Origin of the sequence: Vibrio sp. 99-8-1 (genome assembly GCF_013114595.1) — a bacterium.
GTDB lineage: Bacteria > Pseudomonadota > Gammaproteobacteria > Enterobacterales > Vibrionaceae > Vibrio.
In genome coordinates, this window is the sequence record NZ_VTXE01000022.1 from 26,412 (window position 1) to 44,489 (window position 18,078).

At 42.2% G+C, this 18,078-nt stretch carries 20 protein-coding genes; 1 reads left to right on the forward strand and 19 read right to left on the reverse strand.

Annotated elements, in window-relative coordinates; all coding sequences use genetic code 11:
- Positions 1-6 precede the first annotated feature (6 nt).
- From ispG to trmJ, 15 genes are all read right to left on the reverse strand, one after another.
- The gene (gene ispG, locus F0227_RS13390) at positions 7-1,134 is read right to left on the reverse strand and encodes a flavodoxin-dependent (E)-4-hydroxy-3-methylbut-2-enyl-diphosphate synthase (RefSeq protein ID WP_171753722.1); all 1,128 of its coding nucleotides are present in this window, start codon (positions 1,132-1,134) and stop codon (positions 7-9) included.
- A 9-nt stretch (positions 1,135-1,143) separates the two neighbouring features.
- Positions 1,144-2,130 (reverse strand): cytoskeleton protein RodZ, encoded by a 987-nt coding sequence (rodZ, locus tag F0227_RS13395; RefSeq protein WP_171753723.1) that lies wholly within the window; start codon positions 2,128-2,130, stop codon positions 1,144-1,146.
- Positions 2,131-2,143: 13 nt separating this feature from the next.
- Complete coding sequence (gene pilW / locus F0227_RS13400; RefSeq protein ID WP_171753724.1) at positions 2,144-2,875, reverse strand: type IV pilus biogenesis/stability protein PilW; 732 nt, start codon at positions 2,873-2,875, stop codon at positions 2,144-2,146.
- A 69-nt stretch (positions 2,876-2,944) separates the two neighbouring features.
- Positions 2,945-4,063 (reverse strand): bifunctional tRNA (adenosine(37)-C2)-methyltransferase TrmG/ribosomal RNA large subunit methyltransferase RlmN, encoded by a 1,119-nt coding sequence (locus F0227_RS13405; protein WP_171753725.1) that lies wholly within the window; start codon positions 4,061-4,063, stop codon positions 2,945-2,947.
- A 318-nt stretch (positions 4,064-4,381) separates the two neighbouring features.
- Positions 4,382-4,813: a nucleoside-diphosphate kinase gene (ndk, locus tag F0227_RS13410; protein ID WP_171753726.1), complete on the reverse strand. Its 432-nt coding sequence runs from the start codon at positions 4,811-4,813 to the stop codon at positions 4,382-4,384.
- A gap of 70 nt (positions 4,814-4,883) precedes the next feature.
- The gene (gene pepB / locus F0227_RS13415; protein ID WP_171753727.1) at positions 4,884-6,167 is read right to left on the reverse strand and encodes an aminopeptidase PepB; all 1,284 of its coding nucleotides are present in this window, start codon (positions 6,165-6,167) and stop codon (positions 4,884-4,886) included.
- A 234-nt stretch (positions 6,168-6,401) separates the two neighbouring features.
- Positions 6,402-6,596, reverse strand: a complete 195-nt coding sequence (gene iscX, locus F0227_RS13420; RefSeq protein WP_171753775.1) for a Fe-S cluster assembly protein IscX — start codon at positions 6,594-6,596, stop codon at positions 6,402-6,404.
- Positions 6,597-6,613: 17 nt separating this feature from the next.
- On the reverse strand, positions 6,614-6,952 hold the full coding sequence (fdx, locus tag F0227_RS13425; protein WP_171753728.1) for an ISC system 2Fe-2S type ferredoxin: 339 nt from the start codon (positions 6,950-6,952) through the stop codon (positions 6,614-6,616).
- 22 nt (positions 6,953-6,974) lie between these two features.
- Complete coding sequence (gene hscA, locus F0227_RS13430; protein WP_171753729.1) at positions 6,975-8,825, reverse strand: Fe-S protein assembly chaperone HscA; 1,851 nt, start codon at positions 8,823-8,825, stop codon at positions 6,975-6,977.
- A gap of 32 nt (positions 8,826-8,857) precedes the next feature.
- Complete coding sequence (hscB, locus tag F0227_RS13435; RefSeq protein ID WP_171753730.1) at positions 8,858-9,361, reverse strand: co-chaperone HscB; 504 nt, start codon at positions 9,359-9,361, stop codon at positions 8,858-8,860.
- 46 nt (positions 9,362-9,407) lie between these two features.
- On the reverse strand, positions 9,408-9,731 hold the full coding sequence (iscA, locus tag F0227_RS13440; RefSeq protein ID WP_171753731.1) for an iron-sulfur cluster assembly protein IscA: 324 nt from the start codon (positions 9,729-9,731) through the stop codon (positions 9,408-9,410).
- 69 nt (positions 9,732-9,800) lie between these two features.
- Positions 9,801-10,184, reverse strand: a complete 384-nt coding sequence (gene iscU / locus F0227_RS13445) for a Fe-S cluster assembly scaffold IscU (RefSeq protein ID WP_171753732.1) — start codon at positions 10,182-10,184, stop codon at positions 9,801-9,803.
- Between the two features lie 37 nt (positions 10,185-10,221).
- Complete coding sequence (locus F0227_RS13450) at positions 10,222-11,436, reverse strand: IscS subfamily cysteine desulfurase (RefSeq protein ID WP_171753733.1); 1,215 nt, start codon at positions 11,434-11,436, stop codon at positions 10,222-10,224.
- A 30-nt stretch (positions 11,437-11,466) separates the two neighbouring features.
- A complete protein-coding gene (gene iscR, locus F0227_RS13455) occupies positions 11,467-11,970 on the reverse strand; it encodes a Fe-S cluster assembly transcriptional regulator IscR (protein ID WP_171753734.1) in 504 nt (167 codons plus the stop codon).
- A 111-nt stretch (positions 11,971-12,081) separates the two neighbouring features.
- Entirely contained in the window at positions 12,082-12,810 is a 729-nt protein-coding gene (trmJ, locus tag F0227_RS13460; protein WP_171753735.1) for a tRNA (cytosine(32)/uridine(32)-2'-O)-methyltransferase TrmJ, read from the reverse strand.
- Between the two features lie 247 nt (positions 12,811-13,057).
- Here trmJ and suhB point away from each other — a divergent pair, with 247 nt between their 5' ends.
- The gene (gene suhB / locus F0227_RS13465) at positions 13,058-13,861 is read left to right on the forward strand and encodes an inositol-1-monophosphatase (protein WP_171753736.1); all 804 of its coding nucleotides are present in this window, start codon (positions 13,058-13,060) and stop codon (positions 13,859-13,861) included.
- Between the two features lie 79 nt (positions 13,862-13,940).
- Here the strand turns inward: suhB and F0227_RS13470 are convergent, their stop codons facing one another.
- The 4 genes from F0227_RS13470 to yajC form a co-directional block, all read right to left on the reverse strand.
- Entirely contained in the window at positions 13,941-14,633 is a 693-nt protein-coding gene (locus F0227_RS13470; RefSeq protein WP_171753737.1) for a glutathione S-transferase family protein, read from the reverse strand.
- A 166-nt stretch (positions 14,634-14,799) separates the two neighbouring features.
- A complete protein-coding gene (gene secF / locus F0227_RS13475) occupies positions 14,800-15,747 on the reverse strand; it encodes a protein translocase subunit SecF (protein WP_171753738.1) in 948 nt (315 codons plus the stop codon).
- A 9-nt stretch (positions 15,748-15,756) separates the two neighbouring features.
- Positions 15,757-17,613: a protein translocase subunit SecD gene (gene secD / locus F0227_RS13480; protein ID WP_171753739.1), complete on the reverse strand. Its 1,857-nt coding sequence runs from the start codon at positions 17,611-17,613 to the stop codon at positions 15,757-15,759.
- Positions 17,614-17,634: 21 nt separating this feature from the next.
- Positions 17,635-17,970, reverse strand: a complete 336-nt coding sequence (gene yajC, locus F0227_RS13485; RefSeq protein ID WP_171753740.1) for a preprotein translocase subunit YajC — start codon at positions 17,968-17,970, stop codon at positions 17,635-17,637.
- Between the last annotated feature and the right edge of the window lie 108 nt (positions 17,971-18,078).

The following is an 18,078-nucleotide window of genomic DNA, read 5'->3' on the forward strand; positions in this document are numbered from 1 at the left end:
TTAAGGTTATTTATTATCAATAATTTGGTTTATATCAATATGATTATTCGTATCTAATACTGATGCTTTTGCGCGAATCTTTGCTTCTAACTGGTCGATAAGATTGTCATTATCAAATCGCTCTTTCTGGCGCTGTCCATCATCATAATAGGCACTTTTTCTATTGCCGCCGGCAACACCTAAATGTGAGACTTCAGCTTCACCAGGGCCGTTCACTACACAACCTATAATAGAAACGTCCATCGGAATAACAATATCTTCCAGTCGCTGTTCTAGTTCGTTAACGGTATTGATCACGTCAAACTCTTGTCGAGAGCAGGTAGGACAAGCAATAAAATTAATACCACGAGAGCGGATTCTAAGTGATTTAAGAATATCAAACCCGACTTTAATCTCTTCGACTGGATCCGCGGCTAAAGAGACGCGTAATGTATCGCCGATACCTTCCGACAATAACATTCCTAAGCCTACGGCTGACTTAACCGATCCCGCTCGCGCTCCTCCTGCTTCGGTTATACCTAGGTGGAGCGGCTGATCAATCTGCTTTGCTAATAAGCGATATGAGTCAACTGCGAGGAATACATCCGACGCTTTTACACTCACTTTAAACTGATCAAAATTGAGCCTATCCAAGATATCAACATGACGCATGGCTGATTCAACTAGCGCTTCTGGTGTTGGCTCACCGTACTTAACCTGGATCTCTTTTTCCAGAGAGCCACCGTTAACACCAATACGAATAGGAATATTTTTATCACGGGCACAATCAACAACCGAACGGATACGTTCTTCATTGCCAATATTCCCTGGATTAATTCGTAAGCAATCTACACCATATTCAGCCACTTTTAGCGCAATTCGATAATCAAAATGAATATCGGCGATCAAAGGAATAGAACACTGCTGCTTAATTTGTTTGAATGCCTCAGCAGCATCCATTGTTGGTACGGATACTCGAACAATATCAGCGCCAACTTTCTCTAACGCATGAATCTGCGCTAAGGTGGCTTCTACATCGGTTGTACGAGTATTGGTCATTGACTGCACCGCAATCGGCGCTCCGTCACCAATAGGCACATCGCCCACGTAAATTCTGCTTGATGGGCGACGTTTAATAGGAGATTCGTGTTGCATAATTTGCTTCTAAGGTAGAGTGAATCGGGCTACTTTGCCGGAAGTATAACCAGAAAGGTCGGCGGCTTCACCTGCAATTGTAATTTTAACGCCTTCGGGTGCACCCAGAATAAAGCTAAATGGGGCTTCGCCGACGACTGAAAACTCGCGTCCCGCTTTCTTAACACCAGTCGCCAATGTGGCACCACTTGCGTCTTTTACTTGAATCCAGCAATCTGCTGAAAATGCCATGGTGACATCGGTTAATGAACCTTCTGATGGTGCGGGTTGACTAACCGCACTCTCTTCAGCGACAACAGCTTCTGCGTCAGCGGTATTCTCAGCTTCCATCGACGGCTGCTCAGTTGGCGTATTCTCTACGTCAACATTAGTTTGAACATCGCTTTCTGGTGCTTGTGATATCTCTACATCTACAGCTTCAGTTTGTTGCTCCGCTTCTACAGCCTCAGGTTCAACTACAGGTTGCTCTATTGTATCAGAACTGTTTGTGGCATTTAGCTCAACGGACGGTTCTGAAATGGTTGCTTCTTCTGTTATTAGCTCGATACCATCGGCGGCATCGGTTAATGTGTCTTGCTGATTTTGATACCACCACACTGATGAAATACCAATAATGACGGCAAATATTGCCCAAGTAAGCTTCATTATCCGGCTATCATTTTTTTCGCGTTTGGTTTTGCGCGAAAAGCTTTGCATTTCTTGCTCTGCGTGTTGAACTTCATTGGCATGATTTAGCGCCGCTAATACCTCCTTTTCATCCAATGACACTGCTTTGGCATAAGAGCGTAAATAACCGCGGGTAAAAGTCGCTACTTGATCAAAATCGTAGTTGTTATTATCGATACTTTCGATAATCGAGACTCTAAGCCTCAATCTATCGGCAATCTCTTTTTGTGACAGACCTAATTTCTCACGTTCTTGACGGAGTAAATCGCCTGCCAATACCTGATTAACTTCTTCTTCTACAATATTGCTGTTTTCTGTATCAGTACTCATAATTCATGTACTTCTAATAGTCTTTGGAGCTCGGATATCTGGCTTCTAATTGCTTAATATACTCATCCGCTAAATGTGCATTTCCAGCACTCTGTTCAACGTGTATAAGCAATTGTAAGCTTTTTCGCTGATAACCAAACTTCTTGTGAATTTTAACTAGTCTATCCCTAGCTTTATCTATCTCTCCCATTTGAAAATCTATCTTAGATAGCTCAAACATTGGAGATAGCCGGTTAGGGTCATAATCCAAACAACGCTCGAAGTAATATGTTGCTTTCTCTTGCTCTTCTGCTTGAAGTGCACACAAAGCTGCATTTTCGTAACTATCCGCGATTCGATAGTACTTTTCTTGCTCAATAGCACGGGTGAATAACACTTCTGCTTGGCTATATTGACCAAGCTCACATAAGAATACACCGTAATTATTGAGCACATCACCGCTATTTGGAGACTGCCTTAATGCCTTTTTATAGTATTTGTCTGCTAAATCAGTTTCTTCAACTTGCTGATAATAATAAGCGATAGAATTCAATGAATGATAGTAGTTTGGCGCATAACTTAACGCTATCTCAAGGTTTTCTTTCGCTTTTGACCAGTTTTCGTTAAAAAGATAGCGCAACCCTAATGAAACACGCGCATTAGCCGCGGCAATTGGATCAATTTCGCTCTCTTTTACTGACTCAACAACTGTAACACAACTTGTTAGAAAACAAATATACAGTAATTTGAATATCCTTGAATACATTACATAAAAACCCTTGAGTTTCGGCAAGGGTTTTTATCAATTCTATTGATATTAGTTCAATCTCTCTGTTCAGATAGATTTTACGGGAATTGGTTCCCCTTGCGAGTTCTGTTTTGTGCGCTTGGTCCTATCAATGACATCACCAACTAGCTGCCCACAGGCCGCATCAATATCATCACCACGAGTTTTACGCACCGTCACCGTATTTTCATATTGCATTAGCGTTTTCATAAACCTGTCAATTCTTGAGTTACTAGGTTTATTGTATGGTGACCCAGGATAAGGGTTAAATGGAATAAGATTTATCTTGCACGGAGTGTCTTTTAGCAGTTCTGCGAGCTGCCTTGCATGCTCCATATCGTCGTTTACATGATCAAGCAAAACATATTCGACGGTTACCTTACCGCGGTTTGCATTTGATGATGCGATGTAACGGTGAATAGAGGTTAGCAGTGTTTCAATATTCCAACGGTCATTGATCGGCATAATTTGACGACGAAGTTCATCCGTTGGTGCATGAAGAGAAACAGCCAGAGCGACATCAATATTGTCTGTCATTTGGTCCAACCCAGATACCACACCCGACGTTGATACCGTGACACGGCGTTTAGACAGGCCAAAACCTAAGTCATCCAGCATGATTTCAAGGGATGGTATCAGGTTTTTCATATTCAGAAGCGGTTCTCCCATTCCCATCATTACCACATTGGTAATTGGGCGACGGCCAGTCTCTTTTTCTAAACCAATTTCACGAGCAGCACGCCAGACTTGACCAATAATTTCTGACACTTTTAGGTTACGATTAAAGCCTTGTTGTGCCGTAGAACAGAACTTGCATTCTAACGCACAGCCAACTTGAGAAGAGACACATAATGTCGCTCTGTCATCTTCAGGAATATAAACCGTTTCAACATCTTGATCCCCAACTCGCATTGCCCACTTAATGGTGCCATCAGAGGAGTGTTGTGCATCAGATACATACGGTGCTTTTATCTCTGCGATATTGATTAGTTTTTCACGCAATTTCTTATTGATATTGGTCATTTTTTCGAAGTCATCAATACCAAAGTGATAAATCCACTTCATCACTTGATCTGCACGGAATGCTTTCTCACCAAGTTCTTCAGCAAAATAGTGACGAAGTCCTTTGCGATCAAAATCCATTAAATTAACTTTTGCAGTAGTCATGTGACCTCTTAACGACGGAAAACCAAATAAGGGCGCGAATTGTACAGTGTTTAGGCAGGAGCAACAAGAGCCACAAAACCATATACTCAAGTAACTTCACGATGCAGGGTTGAGAACCATTCCAGTATGTTCATTTGAAAAACGATTCAACAGCCAATCTAATCCTGCGAAGCAGTCATCTTGGTGTTGATTAGAGTATAACGGAGATGAAGTAAAGGGCGAACAGCTGCTCACCCTTTATACTCAAGTGACTTCAAGGTGCTTGTTCAGCGAGAATGTATTGACTGCTGATCAAGGCACTGATTTGAAGGCAATAAATTACTCTGAACGAGGACAGATTTCAGATTGAGGAAAGAAAAATTCAATTTCACGAGCTGCTGAGATTGGACTATCTGATCCGTGAACTGAATTGTATCGCATGTTCAATGCGTAATCTGAACGAATAGTTCCGCAAGCGGCTTCTTCTGGGTTGGTTTTCCCCATCAATTCGCGATATGACTCAATAGCATTTTCCCCTTCTAACACTTGAACCATAACCGGCCCAGAAGTCATAAACTCTTTAAGGTTCGGGAAAAACGGTTTTCCTTCATGTTCTGCATAAAAACCGCTCGCCTGTTCATCAGTTAAATGAACCATCTTCGCTGCTATTACTCGTAAACCAGCTTTTTCAATACGCTGATATATTTCACCGATTAAATTTCTTTTTACCGCATCGGGTTTCACGATAGAGAACGTTCTTTCTAGAGCCATAAAATATCCTTTTACTACTTTACTTATAGACGACTCACCTTGAGTCGCCAATTTTTATAATTTGTTTTACTTAATCGACCAGAAGTCGGGCTAGTGTCTTCACACCCATACCCGTTGCACCAGCAGACCATTTGTCATTAGCAGTTTTACGATAAGTACCGGCACAGTCAAAATGTAGCCAGCCTTTTTTGTGATCTTCGACAAAATAAGAGAGGAATGCAGCCGCGGTACTTGCACCTGGCGAGTAATCTCCGCTACTAATGTTAGAGAGATCAGCAAAGCTAGACGGCAACATTCCACGATGGAAATCCGCTAAAGGCAGCGGCCAAAGCCCCTCTTTTTCACTCTGAGCACAAGATAGCGCTTTGCTCGACAGTTCATCATCAAAACTAAGTAGAGCGTGGAAATCATTACCCAGGGCGTTTTTTGCTGCCCCTGTTAATGTCGCACAATCTACTATCATTTCAGGATCTTGTTCGCTCGCATAGATAAGGCCGTCAGCTAAAACTAATCGACCTTCAGCATCAGTATTCATGATCTCAACCGTCTTACCATTTTTATAGGTAATAACATCACCAAGTTTAAGAGCACGACCTGATACCATATTCTCTGCACAACAAAGAATAAGCTTAACTCTTTTATTTAATCCACGAGAAATAGCCAGCCCTAATCCGCCTGTGATGGTTCCAGCGCCCCCCATATCGGCTTTCATCGACGTCATGAAATTAGAGGGTTTTAAGCTATAACCACCAGAGTCAAAGGTTATGCCTTTACCCACTAAACAAGCAAAAACAGGGGCATTCTCATCGCCGGTTGGGTTGTAATCGAGTTGCAGCATCGCTGATGTGCGTTCAGAACCTCGACCAACTGCATAGATACCTTGCCAACCTTCCGTCAACAAGTCTTTGTCTTTAACGATTTTATAAGAGACATTTTCTGGCGACAGAGCTTTGATAAATTCTCCCGCCATTGTGGCCAATTGACGAGGAGCAACTTCTTCTGCTGGCAAGTTAATAATATTCCTTACCCAGTTAGTTGCGTGAATTCGCGCTTGTAACTCACTCTGTTCATCGTCTTTAAGAGGTTGCCACTCCATCTTGGAACTATTTTTAGCCGAACGGTAACCTTGATAAAATGCCCAGATCTCTTCTAACTGCCAAGCTTCTCCGTGCAGTTGTACAGATTTAATACCATTGCTTTCAAGTTTACGTGCCGCTTTTTGAATAGCACCAAGATCATGCGTTTCATCTAAGTGAATAACGGCACCATTTTCGGAATAAGAAAGAATGGCTTTTTCTCCCCAATGAGGAGCTGCTGGTGTATTTGAGATACTAACTAACATCTGTGTAGACATGATTTCTCCTTGCCAAATATACAGTTTACTTACCGTATACCTTTTTTATTAACTACGTTGAATCATCGGGCTTATGTTAACCACATAATGATTATCACTTGTATTTCTATGTAAAAATCCGAGTTCTAAAAGCCTTTTCAAGAAAAATAGAAGGGCATAGCCCTTCTATTTCAATAAGATATAGTGTGTTCAAATTCATAATGGTTAAGAACAGATAGTGCAACTAAGCTGCTTTTAATCTACTTCATCTAACCAACAGAGCAACACGGCTTCTAATATCTTCTCATTTGAACGTTGAGGATCGTCATCAAACTCTTCAAGTTCTGTGATCCATTTGTGCATATCTGTAAATCGTACTGTTTTAGGATCAAGATCGGGATACAAATCACACAACTCAATCGCGATGTCACGAGAATCCGTCCATTTCATCATCGTTCCCTCTTTAATTAATGGTCTTCAGATGCGTGGTTTAACGTATATTTAGGAATCTCTACCACTAAATCTTCGTCCATCACTTTAGCTTGGCAGCCTAAACGTGACTCAGGCTCTAAACCCCACGCTTTATCTAACATATCATCTTCTAGTTCATCACTCTCATCTAACGAGTCAAAACCTTCGCGAACAATGACATGGCAAGTGGTGCAGGCACATGATTTCTCACACGCATGCTCAATTCCAATACCGTTTTTAAGGGCAACATCTAATACCGTTTCTCCACTCACTGCATCTAAGACAGCGCCTTCTGGACAAAGTTCTTCATGTGGTAGTACAACAATCTTTGGCATAATTTATCCTTTGTAACCGATACTATAAGTTATCGACAGACTGACCAGAAAGAGCCTTGCGAATAGAGACATCCATTCGACGTGAAGCAAAATCCTGGCTTGCTTTATCGGTTTCTTTAATACCTTGTTCTATCGCATCAGCATTGTCACCATTGCGAAGTTCAATCAACGCTTCGATGGATGACAGTAAAGCTTGACGCTCTTCATTATTCAATAGTTCATCACCATCAGCTTGCATCGCCGCAATCAGACCTTCAATCACCCTATCCGCTTCAACTCGCTGTTCCGCCAGTGCGCGGGCTAACATATCGTCTTTGGCGAATGTCATGGAATCTTTCAGCATATTGGCCATTTCATCATCACTTAGACCATAAGAAGGTTTAACCTGAATCTCAGCTTGAACCCCTGTGCTCTTTTCCATCGCGGTCACGGACAACAAGCCATCAGCATCAACTTGGTAAGTAACGCGTATATGCGCGGCTCCGGCAGTCATAGGGGGAATACCTTTCAGAGAAAATCGGGCCAATGAACGGCAATCATCCACTAACTCTCTCTCCCCTTGAACCGTATGAACTAACATTCCGGTTTGGCCATCTTTAAAGGTGGTAAACTCCTGAGCTCTTGCCACTGGAATGGTGGTGTTGCGAGGAATAATTTTCTCAACTAATCCCCCCATGGTTTCAATACCTAATGACAGAGGAATCACATCCAGCAGCAGCATATCTGAGTCAGGTTTATTGCCAACCAAAACATCCGCTTGAATTGCGGCGCCTATCGCGACCACTTCATCAGGGTTAATACTGGTTAATGGTGTGCGTCCAAAAAACTGCTCTACTTTCTCTCTGACAAGAAGTGTTCGTGTCGAGCCACCAACCATGACAACATCGTGTACATCTGAAGCCTCAACCTCGGCGTCTTTCAATGCACGTCGACACGCAAGCAGTGTTTTCTTAACTAAAGGATCGATGAGTTGCTCAAACTCAGTTCGAGTGAGTTCACCTTGCCAACCTAATGCAGAAACAGACACTGAGTTCTGTTTTGCCAGTTCAATTTTAGCTTGAGTCGCCGCATCCAACAGTTCTCGATTTTGCTCTGCCGTTAATGGCGTAGGGATAGAGATTTGAGAGAGAATGTGCTCTGCGACTAAATGGTCAAAATCATCGCCACCCAGCGCTGAATCACCGCCAGTAGCCAGAACTTCAAACACCCCTTTAGATAGGCGCAAAATGGAAATATCAAATGTTCCGCCACCCAAATCATAAACCGCAATAACACCTTCTTGACCAGAATCCAAGCCATAAGCAATCGCAGCAGCCGTCGGCTCATTAAGCAAACGCAGTACGTTCATTCCCGCCAATGTTGCGGCATCTTTGGTGCCTGCTCGTTGCGCATCATCAAAATAGGCAGGAACCGTAATCACCACACCTTCTAGTTCTCCACCAAGAGAAGAGACTGCACGTTCATTTAGCGCAGTTAAAATATCAGCAGAGACTTGGATAGGGTTTTTTATTCCCGCAGCGGTTTTCAATAAAGGCAGTCCATTATCACTCTCTTGAAAATGATAAGGCAATGACGGGTAACGTTGCTGAATATCAGCCAACGAACGTCCAATAAGTCGCTTAACCGAAATAACAGTATTGACAGGATCCGACTGCGCATTTTTCCGAGCGTCAGCACCAACATCAAATGCGTTCTGTTGATAATGAACCACTGATGGAATTATCGCATTACCACTCTCATCGGCTAAAGGTGAAGCATTACCACTTCTCACAGAGGCCACCAATGAATTAGTCGTACCTAAATCTATTCCGACAGCGAGTTTCTGTTCATGTGGTGCAGGGCTTAGTCCTGGCTCGGAGATTTGAAGTAACATTAAGCTTCCTTATTCTTTCGATATTAACAGCCTTAACCGAATAGACGGTCTTCTGCTTGTTCTATCTCATTTTTTAATTTTGCTATAAATTTAAGCTTTCTTACTTGCTCTGCTGCCTGCTCCCATAAAGAAGCCTCCAGCTGATTTTGTACATCCAGCAAGTATTGTTTATATATCTTGTCTACCTTGGCGTCAAAATCAAACAGCTCATCTTCGCTATTAATCTCTTCTAACTCTTCTCTTAGCTCCATCTGTTCCATTAAAAACAGAGGATCTTGCAATGTTTTTTGTTCACTACGAATATCAATATCATGGAGAGCGAGTATATATTCAACACGAGAAATAGGCTGTTTTAGAACCTGATAGGCATCGTTAATTTGAGCGGCTTTTTGAACCGACATTAATCGATCTCTTTCTGATGCGGTAGAAAAATTATCGGGGTGGAATTGACGCTGCAACTCTCTAAATTGATTAGAAAGAAGGCTACCATCCAGTTGATACTGGATTGGTAGCCCGAATAATTCAAAATGATTCATTATTTTCTTAACCTAAATGACGATATCAAGTACCGATTAACAAAATTTAGACAGTGAAACTTTCACCACAACCACACTCGTCTTTAACGTTTGGATTGTTAAATTGGAAGCCTTCATTTAGCCCCTCTTTGGCGTAGTCTAATTCTGTTCCATCTAGGTAAGCCAAGCTTTTAGGATCAACGATAAGCTTTAATCCACTAATATCAAAAACTTGATCTTCTTCATTTAATTGGTCAACAAACTCAAGCACATATGCCATGCCCGAACAGCCTGTTGTTTTTACACCAAGACGCAAACCAATGCCCTTTCCTCTGTTTTCAAGGAATGCTCCAACTCTGCTTGCTGCCGCTTCTGTCATGGTGATGGCCATACTACAACCTTTTACATCTTATCGTTAAAATAAGAGGAAGAAGCTATCAGTTCTTCCTCCATTAGCTTATTACTCGTGGTGCTTCTTTTTATAATCAGATACGGCTGCTTTAATCGCATCTTCAGCAAGAATCGAACAGTGCACCTTAACTGGTGGCAGCTCTAACTCTTCTGCAATTTCAGAGTTTTTGATCGCCGCTGCTTCATCAATGCTCTTACCTTTAACCCACTCAGTAACAAGTGAACTTGAAGCAATCGCTGAACCACAACCGTATGTTTTAAACTTTGCGTCTTCGATGATGCCTTCAGGTGTTACCTTAATTTGCAGCTTCATCACATCACCACATGCAGGTGCGCCAACCATACCACTACCAACACTAGGATCTTCTTTATCAAAAGAACCTACGTTACGTGGATTTTCATAGTGATCGATCACTTTTTCACTATAAGCCATAATTAATTCCTCGTTCCTCTATTTTTGACACTTGAGATTAATGGTGAGCCCACTCAACGGTGCTCAAATCAACCCCTTCCTTGTACATATCCCATAGAGGAGACATGTCTCTTAACTTATTTACTGCTGCAATTATCTGTTCAACTGCGTAATCAACTTCTTCTTCCGTTGTGTAACGTCCAAAAGAAAAACGCACCGAACTATGTGCTAGCTCATCATCCAAGCCTAGCGCTCTTAACACATAAGAAGGCTCAAGGCTGGCAGAGGTACAAGCAGAACCGGACGAAACAGCCAGATCTTTCAGTGACATCAACAGCGATTCACCTTCAACAAAGGCGAAGCTAACATTTAGGTTATTTGGTAAACGTTGGTCTAAATCACCGTTAATTGTTAACGCTTCAAGCTCTTTTAAACCTTCTAACATACGATTACGTAACGCTTTCGCATGTTCAAAATCTTTTTGCATATCTTGTTTAGCGACACGAGCAGCTTCACCCATACCAACAATCTGGTGTGTGGCTAAAGTGCCAGAACGGAAACCTCTCTCATGACCACCGCCATGCATCTGAGCTTCTAGGCGGATACGTGGTTTACGACGAACATATAAAGCACCAACACCTTTCGGGCCATACATTTTGTGACCAGAAATTGAAATAAGATCCACTTTCATCTCTTGGACATCAATAGGCAGTTTGCCTACAGATTGTGCGCCATCAACATGGAAGATGATTTTGCGTTCACGGCATAGCTCTCCAATAGCAGAGATATCCTGAATCACACCAATTTCATTATTTACATGCATGATAGAAACCAGAACCGTATCTTCACGCATAGCGTCTTGAAGCTTGTTAAGGTCAATCAGGCCATTAGCTTCAGGAGCGAGGTAAGTGACTTCATACCCTTCACGCTCTAGTTGGCGACAGGTATCCAGAACGGCTTTATGCTCTGTTTTACACGTAATGATGTGCTTACCTTTTTTGCCATAAAAGTGCGCAGCACCTTTTATAGCAAGGTTATCGGATTCGGTTGCACCAGACGTGATGACTATTTCACGTGGATCGGCATTTAATAAGTCAGCGATCTGCTCTCTGGCAGTATCAACCGCTTCTTCCGCTTGCCAACCGTAACGATGAGAACGAGAGGCTGGGTTGCCAAACGTGCCGTCCATCGTCATACATTGAACCATTTTCTCAGCAACACGCTCATCTACCGGGCAGGTAGCTGCGTAATCAAAATAAATAGGCAGTTTCATTTATTACTCCAATGTAAAACATTGTCGCTATTAGCGAGCATTTGTACTGATGGGGGCAGTACTTGTTATATTTTGTGAAAACCCATTATTAACCACCAAGTTAAGCTCTTGGCGATCTGAAATCTCTAGCACTTCATTGTCATTCATTAGCTGACCAAGAGTGATATTGTTTAAGAAATCACTAATTCGAGAGCTAAGATCACGCCACAATGTGTGCGTTAGGCAGCGAGTGCCTCCCTGACAATCAGCTTTGCCAGAACACTTTGTTGCATCTACTGATTCATCAACAGCCGCAATAACAGTGCCGATAGAAATGCTAAATGCGTCTTTGCCTAGACGGTAACCACCACCTGGGCCTCGAACACTATCTACCAATCCTGCTTTTCGAAGCTTAGAAAATAACTGCTCCAGATATGAAAGCGAAATTCCTTGACGCTCTGAAATATCTGCAAGAGGTACAGGGCTAGTTTGCGAGTGAAGCGCAACGTCAAGCATTGCGGTTACTGCATATCTTCCTTTAGATGTAAGTCTCATACTACACTCTATCCACGTGTTAACATGGACAAAGTTTTTCATACCCGACTAAATTGGTCAAGTATTTATTTGACTAAAACAGTCAAGTATTTAACCTTTCGCAAAAAATGGTTATTTTTTACTCTCTATCTGCTTCTCTATTGACGATAAAATGCCACGCAATATATTTATTTCACCAATTTCTGGTCGTGAACGACTAAATAGTCGTCTCAACTTCGTCATTACTTGGTTTGGTTTGTCTTGAGAGATAAATTGGGTATCTGTTATCACTTTTTCAAGGTGTTGATAAAACATCTCTAGCTCTTTGTGACGTGGGTAGACTTCTTCTTGCTTAGAATCGTTAATCTGGCTGCGATTCAAATGAGCGACTCGAACTTCATAAGCTAATGTTTGCACCGCCATCGCCAAGTTTAATGAGCTGTATTCTGGGTTTGCAGGAATGCAAACATGGTAATGACAACTTTGCAGTTCATCATTGGTTAAACCTGTACGCTCTCTTCCAAAAACAAGCGCCACTGGATGTTGTTCCCCTTCAATGGCAAATTTTTCACCGCACTCTCTTGGCTCTAACATAGGCCATTCCAGTGTGCGAGAGCGAGCGCTAGACCCCACCACTAAACCACAATCACCAATAGCATCCTCAAGGGTAGCTACTACTGTCGCATTTTGAGCGATATCCGCAGCACCAGCAGCTAATGCCACTGTCTGCTCATCCACTTCACATTGAGGGTCAACAAGTACTAATTGATTTAGGCCCATTACCTTCATAGCGCGAGCAGCAGAACCAATATTTCCAGGGTGAGAAGTACCAACTAGGATTACTTTTACATTATTAAGCATGGATATTTACCAAAAAATAGGAGCTGACGAATGTTAACACATACACCGTTGACCTCAAGATACTCCTGCGCTCGCAAGGCAATTACTACTCAGAAATGAGCTGGCTGCCAGATCAAGCCAATGAACATCACGACGCTTTTCTTAAATAAAGCAGTAAGCGGATAAAAAATAACCACTTCACATTTTGCTGAACTCTGATATACTCGCCGCCGCTTTCTGTTCTTTAACATCTTTTGGGTATTTTTTTATGCATCCTATGCTAAATATTGCTATTCGTGCTGCACGAAAGGCAGGCAATCATATTGCTAAATCACTAGAAACTACTGATAAAATTGAAGCTTCACAAAAAGGTCTTAACGACTTTGTTACTAACATCGATAATGAAGCCGAAACCATTATTATTGATACAATCAAAAGCTCTTATCCTGATCACAGCATCATTGCAGAAGAGAGTGGCGTTGTAGAAGGTAAAGATACAGGCGTTCAGTGGATCATCGACCCATTAGATGGAACAACCAACTTCCTTAAAGGTTTTCCGCATTTCTCTGTTTCTATTGCCGTTCGTATTAATGGCAAAACAGAAGTCGCTTGCGTATACGATCCAATGCAAAACGAGCTATTTACTGCACAACGTGGTTCTGGCGCTCAGCTTAATAATGCTCGAATTCGAGTAAAACAGCTTAAAGATCTTCAAGGTACTATCCTTGCAACAGGTTTCCCATTTAAGCAAAAGCAACACTCCGAATCTTACATGAAGATCATGACGGCTCTATTTACTGAGTGTGCTGACTTCCGTCGCACTGGTTCTGCTGCCCTTGACCTATGCTACTTAGCTGCTGGTCGCGTAGATGGCTACTTTGAACTGGGACTAAAACCATGGGACATGGCCGCTGGTGAGCTTATTGCTCGTGAAGCAGGCGCTATCTTGACCGATTTCTCTGGTGGCACAAACTATATGGACTCAGGCAACATTGTTGGTTCAAGTGCGCGTGGTGTTAAGACTATCCTTAAACACATCCGTGAAAACGGCAATAATGCCGTTTTAAGATAATCGATTTGTTAGCCCGTCACAGCTGATTATACGCACAATAACAAATTCATAGCCCCTATCGAAAGATGGGGGCTTTTTATTAACCTCTTGGCAGACTCTCTTCTACTCGCTGTAGGTAAGTTTTAATATGAGGATATTGAGCAGCAATGTCCGTTAATGGGGTCGGCATATCTTGGTTTAAGATGCTTTTTAGTACTGCATACGCAGAACAATCAAAATAGCTAAACTGTTCCCCGGCTATAAATGATTGCTCAGAGAGCAAGCTGTTAATGGCCATCAGATCTTTGTTGCCCTCAGCCATTATTTGTTCAAAATCAAAACGACCAATCCCTTGAGAATAGAGTGCTTTTTCTACTTTTCTTCTTGAGACCCGAGCGATGATAGAACGAAGTGGCCATTTGAGCCGAGAAAAGAATAGAGTGCTTAATCTCTGCCAACTCTGTTCTGGTATCCAACGGCTGTACACGACAATCCAGTTAAGGTGTTCTTCAATCAGCATCTTCCATGCACGAGCTTGACTGAGCTCTAGCTCGCTTAAACCTACATTGATCTTATAATCCTCTAGCAGCCTCTGAATGATAAGATCCGAGTCAGCTAACACCTCACCTTGATACTCCACAAACGGAATTTTCTTATAGGGACCATGCATTGGAAGTGCATGCTTAATTGAGTAAGGAATTTGATAAAACTGAAGAAAAAGTTCCAGCTTGGCACAAAAAGGACTGGCGTTAATTCCATCTAGACGAACAGCACTCTGCTTTAAAATTAGCATTTTATATTCCATTAGCTTGACAAGTTTTTAGTCCATAAATAACGACTAATTAATTTCAATAAGATCATCAATGTAAAGACTACTTAAAGAAATAACAACATTGCAAAAAAAAACCGCAACTTTCGTTGCGGTTCTCACAGTTCAAAAATGACATTAGCAATGTTTGCTATGGCATCTCATCAAACTCTGCACCTTCTTTCTCAATTTGAGGAGGCATTAAGTGCTCACGTTGAATACCCAGTTTCAATGCCAGTGCCGACGCAACATAGATTGAAGAGTATGTACCAACAGTGATACCCAATAACAACGCAGTAGCAAAACCATGAATATTCGCACCACCTTGAGTAAACAAGGCAATAACTACAAACAAGGTTGTCGCAGAGGTTATTAATGTACGGCTTAATGTCTGGGTAATTGAGCTGTTCATTACTTCAGCAGAATCACCTTTACGCATTTTACGGAAGTTTTCACGAATACGGTCAAACACAACGATGGTATCGTTCAGTGAGTAACCTACAACCGTTAATAACGCTGCAATAATGGTGAGGTCAACTTCTATCTGCATGATAGAGAAGACACCAAGAGTAATGATGACATCGTGCGTCAGGGCTAAAACAGCACCTGCGGCTAAACGCCACTCAAATCGCATTGATACATAAAGCAAGATACAGATCAGCGACGCAATAATCGCCAGTCCACCCGCTTCTGCCAGTTCATCACCAACATTAGGACCGACAAACTCAATACGGCGCATTTCAACGCTTTCACCAGTACCTTGTTCTAACGCTGTTAAGATCTGGTTACCCAGTTTCTCACCTTGAGCATCATCACGAGGACGAAGACGAACCATTACTTCACGAGCAGAACCGAAGTTTTGCACCGTAGCATCACCAAAGCCTTTGGCTTCTAATGAAGTACGAATTTGTTCTAAATCCGCAGGTTGTTCAAAACCAACTTCAATTAGCGTACCACCGGTAAAATCCAGTCCCCAGTTCAACCATTTCGTTGACAGAGTGAAAATTGCAGTGGCAATCATTAACACAGAAAACACAGAGGCAATCTTTGACCAACGCATAAAGTCGATGGTCTTGTCTGCTTTCATTATCTGAAACATAACTTTTCCTTAAATCGACAATTTCTTAATACGTTTGCCACCATAAATTAGGTTCACAACAGCACGTGTTCCTATAATAGCGGTAAACATAGAGGTCAAAATACCTATTGATAAAGTAACGGCGAAACCTTTAATGGCGCCCGTACCAACAGCAAATAGGATAATCGCGGTGATCAATGTCGTGATGTTAGCATCTGCGATAGTACTAAAGGCATTAGCATAACCTTGGTGTATGGCCTGTTGAGGGTTTCTGCCCTCTCTAAGCTCTTCACGTATACGCTCAAAAATCAGAACGTTAGCATCCACAGCCATACCCACTGTCAGTACAATACCGGCAATACCCGGTAGCGTCATAGTGGCGCCTGGTATCATGGACATAACACCAACAATTAGCACCAAGTTTGCCACCAACGCCAAGTTAGCAATAAAGCCAAACTTACGGTAATAGACCAACATAAACAGCATTACTGCAACCATACCGAAGATACACGCTTGAATACCCATATCGATATTCTGCTGACCCATTGATGGACCAATTGTGCGCTCTTCAACAATTGAGATTGGCGCGATCAATGCACCGGCACGAAGTAGTAGAGCTAAGTTATGCGCTTCGGCTACAGAGTCAATACCAGTAATGCGGAAGTTACGTCCCAAAGCGGTTTGAATGGTCGCTTGGTTAATGACTTCTTCATTTTTAGACAAAATCACTTTGCCTTCAGGTGTCTTACGACCGCTATCTTTATATTCAGCAAATACGGTTGCCATCAACTTGCCCACATTCTTTTTCGAGAATGCTGACATTTTGCTGCCACCTTCACTATCTAGTGAGATATTAACCTGAGGACGTCCATATTCATCGGTACTGGAACTCGCATCAGTAATACTTGCTCCGCCAAGAATAACGCGTTTTTTCAGCACAACAGGGCGACCGTCACGGTCAAGTTTTAGCTCACTGCCTGCTGGCACTCGGCCATTTGCTGCTGCCGCTAAATCTGCTTTTTCATCAACCGCACGGAATTCTAACGTCGCGGTAGCGCCTAAAATTTCTTTCGCTCTGGCAGTATCCTGAACACCTGGAAGTTCGACAACAATGCGGCTAGCGCCTTGACGTTGAACCAAAGGTTCTGCAACACCCAGTTCGTTCACACGATTACGTAGAATTGTAATGTTCTGTTCAACAGCATAATTACGAACTTCTGCAAGACGAGCTTCAATAAAGCTAGCAGATAAAACAAAGCTTCCGCCTGAATCAACTTCGGTAAAAATCATGTCAGGGTGTTTGCTCGACAATGTCGCTTTGGCTTGAGCCAACTGCTCCGCATTACGAAGAACAACTTCTACAGTCTCTTTACCTTGTTTACGAATAGCACGGTAACGAATTTTTTCTTCACGTAGCTCAGAACGAAATGACTCTTCTTGTTGATCAAGCAATTTAACCATTGCCGCATCCATATCCACTTCCATCAAGAAGTGAACACCACCGCGCAGATCTAAGCCAAGTTTCATTGGAGCCGCACCAACACTTTCTAACCATGTTGGGGTCGCTGGAGCTAAGTTAAGAGCAACAATAATCTCTTTGCCTAACGCTTCGCTAACAAGATCACGAGCACTGATTTGAGTATCAGTATCATTGAAGCGTACGAGAATCGATCCATTTTCTAAAGCTATGGATTTATGAGAAAGGCTCTTTTCATTAAGAGCATTGGTGACAGAATCCAGCGTTGACATATCAACAGCGGCGCCACGCGCCCCTGTAATTTGAATAGCCGGATCTTCACCGTAGATATTTGGAAGGGCATATAATGCACTGATGGCGAGAGTAAATATCACCATCAGGTACTTCCATAAAGGATATCGGTTTAGCACAGCGAGGATCCTTAAGCTGTATTATAGAGATTTAAGAGTACCCTTTGGCAGAACTGCCGTTACGTAGTCTTTCTTAATTGTTACTTCGTTATTGTCATTTAATGCAATTACGATGTAGTCATTATCTTCAGCAATTTTAGCAATTTTTCCTACTAGACCACCGCCAGTAAGAACTTCATCACCTTTGCCCATTGAAGCCATAAGGTTTTTATGTTCTTTCGCACGCTTAGATTGTGGACGGAAAATCATAAAGTAGAAAATAACACCAAACATGCCTAGCATGATCAGCATTTCGAAACCACCACCTGGTGCTGCGCCTTCCGCGGCTGCGTGAGCTTGAGAAATGAATAAACTCATTCAGAAACTTCCTCTATTAAGGTTTATGTATCTAACTAAAATTGGGGAGTACTCTGCACTTTTCAAGTGAGTGTTCCCCAAAACTTTAAAAAGAAAACGAGCTCCGGA

What these genes read in the sequence shown, in the direction of transcription:
- F0227_RS13450 (WP_171753733.1), bottom strand. Translation starts at nt 11,436, where the DNA reads ATGAAACTGCCTATTTATTTTGATTACGCAGCTACCTGCCCGGTAGAT.
- ndk (WP_171753726.1), bottom strand. Translation starts at nt 4,813, where the DNA reads ATGGCTCTAGAAAGAACGTTCTCTATCGTGAAACCCGATGCGGTAAAA.
- iscA (WP_171753731.1), bottom strand. Translation starts at nt 9,731, where the DNA reads ATGGCCATCACCATGACAGAAGCGGCAGCAAGCAGAGTTGGAGCATTC.
- iscX (WP_171753775.1), bottom strand. Translation starts at nt 6,596, where the DNA reads ATGAAATGGACGGATTCTCGTGACATCGCGATTGAGTTGTGTGATTTG.
- iscU (WP_171753732.1), bottom strand. Translation starts at nt 10,184, where the DNA reads ATGGCTTATAGTGAAAAAGTGATCGATCACTATGAAAATCCACGTAAC.
- fdx (WP_171753728.1), bottom strand. Translation starts at nt 6,952, where the DNA reads ATGCCAAAGATTGTTGTACTACCACATGAAGAACTTTGTCCAGAAGGC.
- yajC (WP_171753740.1), bottom strand. Translation starts at nt 17,970, where the DNA reads ATGAGTTTATTCATTTCTCAAGCTCACGCAGCCGCGGAAGGCGCAGCA.
- trmJ (WP_171753735.1), bottom strand. Translation starts at nt 12,810, where the DNA reads ATGCTTAATAATGTAAAAGTAATCCTAGTTGGTACTTCTCACCCTGGA.
- rodZ (WP_171753723.1), bottom strand. Translation starts at nt 2,130, where the DNA reads ATGAGTACTGATACAGAAAACAGCAATATTGTAGAAGAAGAAGTTAAT.
- hscA (WP_171753729.1), bottom strand. Translation starts at nt 8,825, where the DNA reads ATGTTACTTCAAATCTCCGAGCCAGGACTAAGCCCTGCACCACATGAA.
- pepB (WP_171753727.1), bottom strand. Translation starts at nt 6,167, where the DNA reads ATGTCTACACAGATGTTAGTTAGTATCTCAAATACACCAGCAGCTCCT.
- pilW (WP_171753724.1), bottom strand. Translation starts at nt 2,875, where the DNA reads ATGTATTCAAGGATATTCAAATTACTGTATATTTGTTTTCTAACAAGT.
- secF (WP_171753738.1), bottom strand. Translation starts at nt 15,747, where the DNA reads ATGTTTCAGATAATGAAAGCAGACAAGACCATCGACTTTATGCGTTGG.
- F0227_RS13470 (WP_171753737.1), bottom strand. Translation starts at nt 14,633, where the DNA reads ATGCTAATTTTAAAGCAGAGTGCTGTTCGTCTAGATGGAATTAACGCC.
- iscR (WP_171753734.1), bottom strand. Translation starts at nt 11,970, where the DNA reads ATGAGACTTACATCTAAAGGAAGATATGCAGTAACCGCAATGCTTGAC.
- hscB (WP_171753730.1), bottom strand. Translation starts at nt 9,361, where the DNA reads ATGAATCATTTTGAATTATTCGGGCTACCAATCCAGTATCAACTGGAT.
- ispG (WP_171753722.1), bottom strand. Translation starts at nt 1,134, where the DNA reads ATGCAACACGAATCTCCTATTAAACGTCGCCCATCAAGCAGAATTTAC.
- F0227_RS13405 (WP_171753725.1), bottom strand. Translation starts at nt 4,063, where the DNA reads ATGACTACTGCAAAAGTTAATTTAATGGATTTTGATCGCAAAGGACTT.
- suhB (WP_171753736.1), top strand. Translation starts at nt 13,058, where the DNA reads ATGCATCCTATGCTAAATATTGCTATTCGTGCTGCACGAAAGGCAGGC.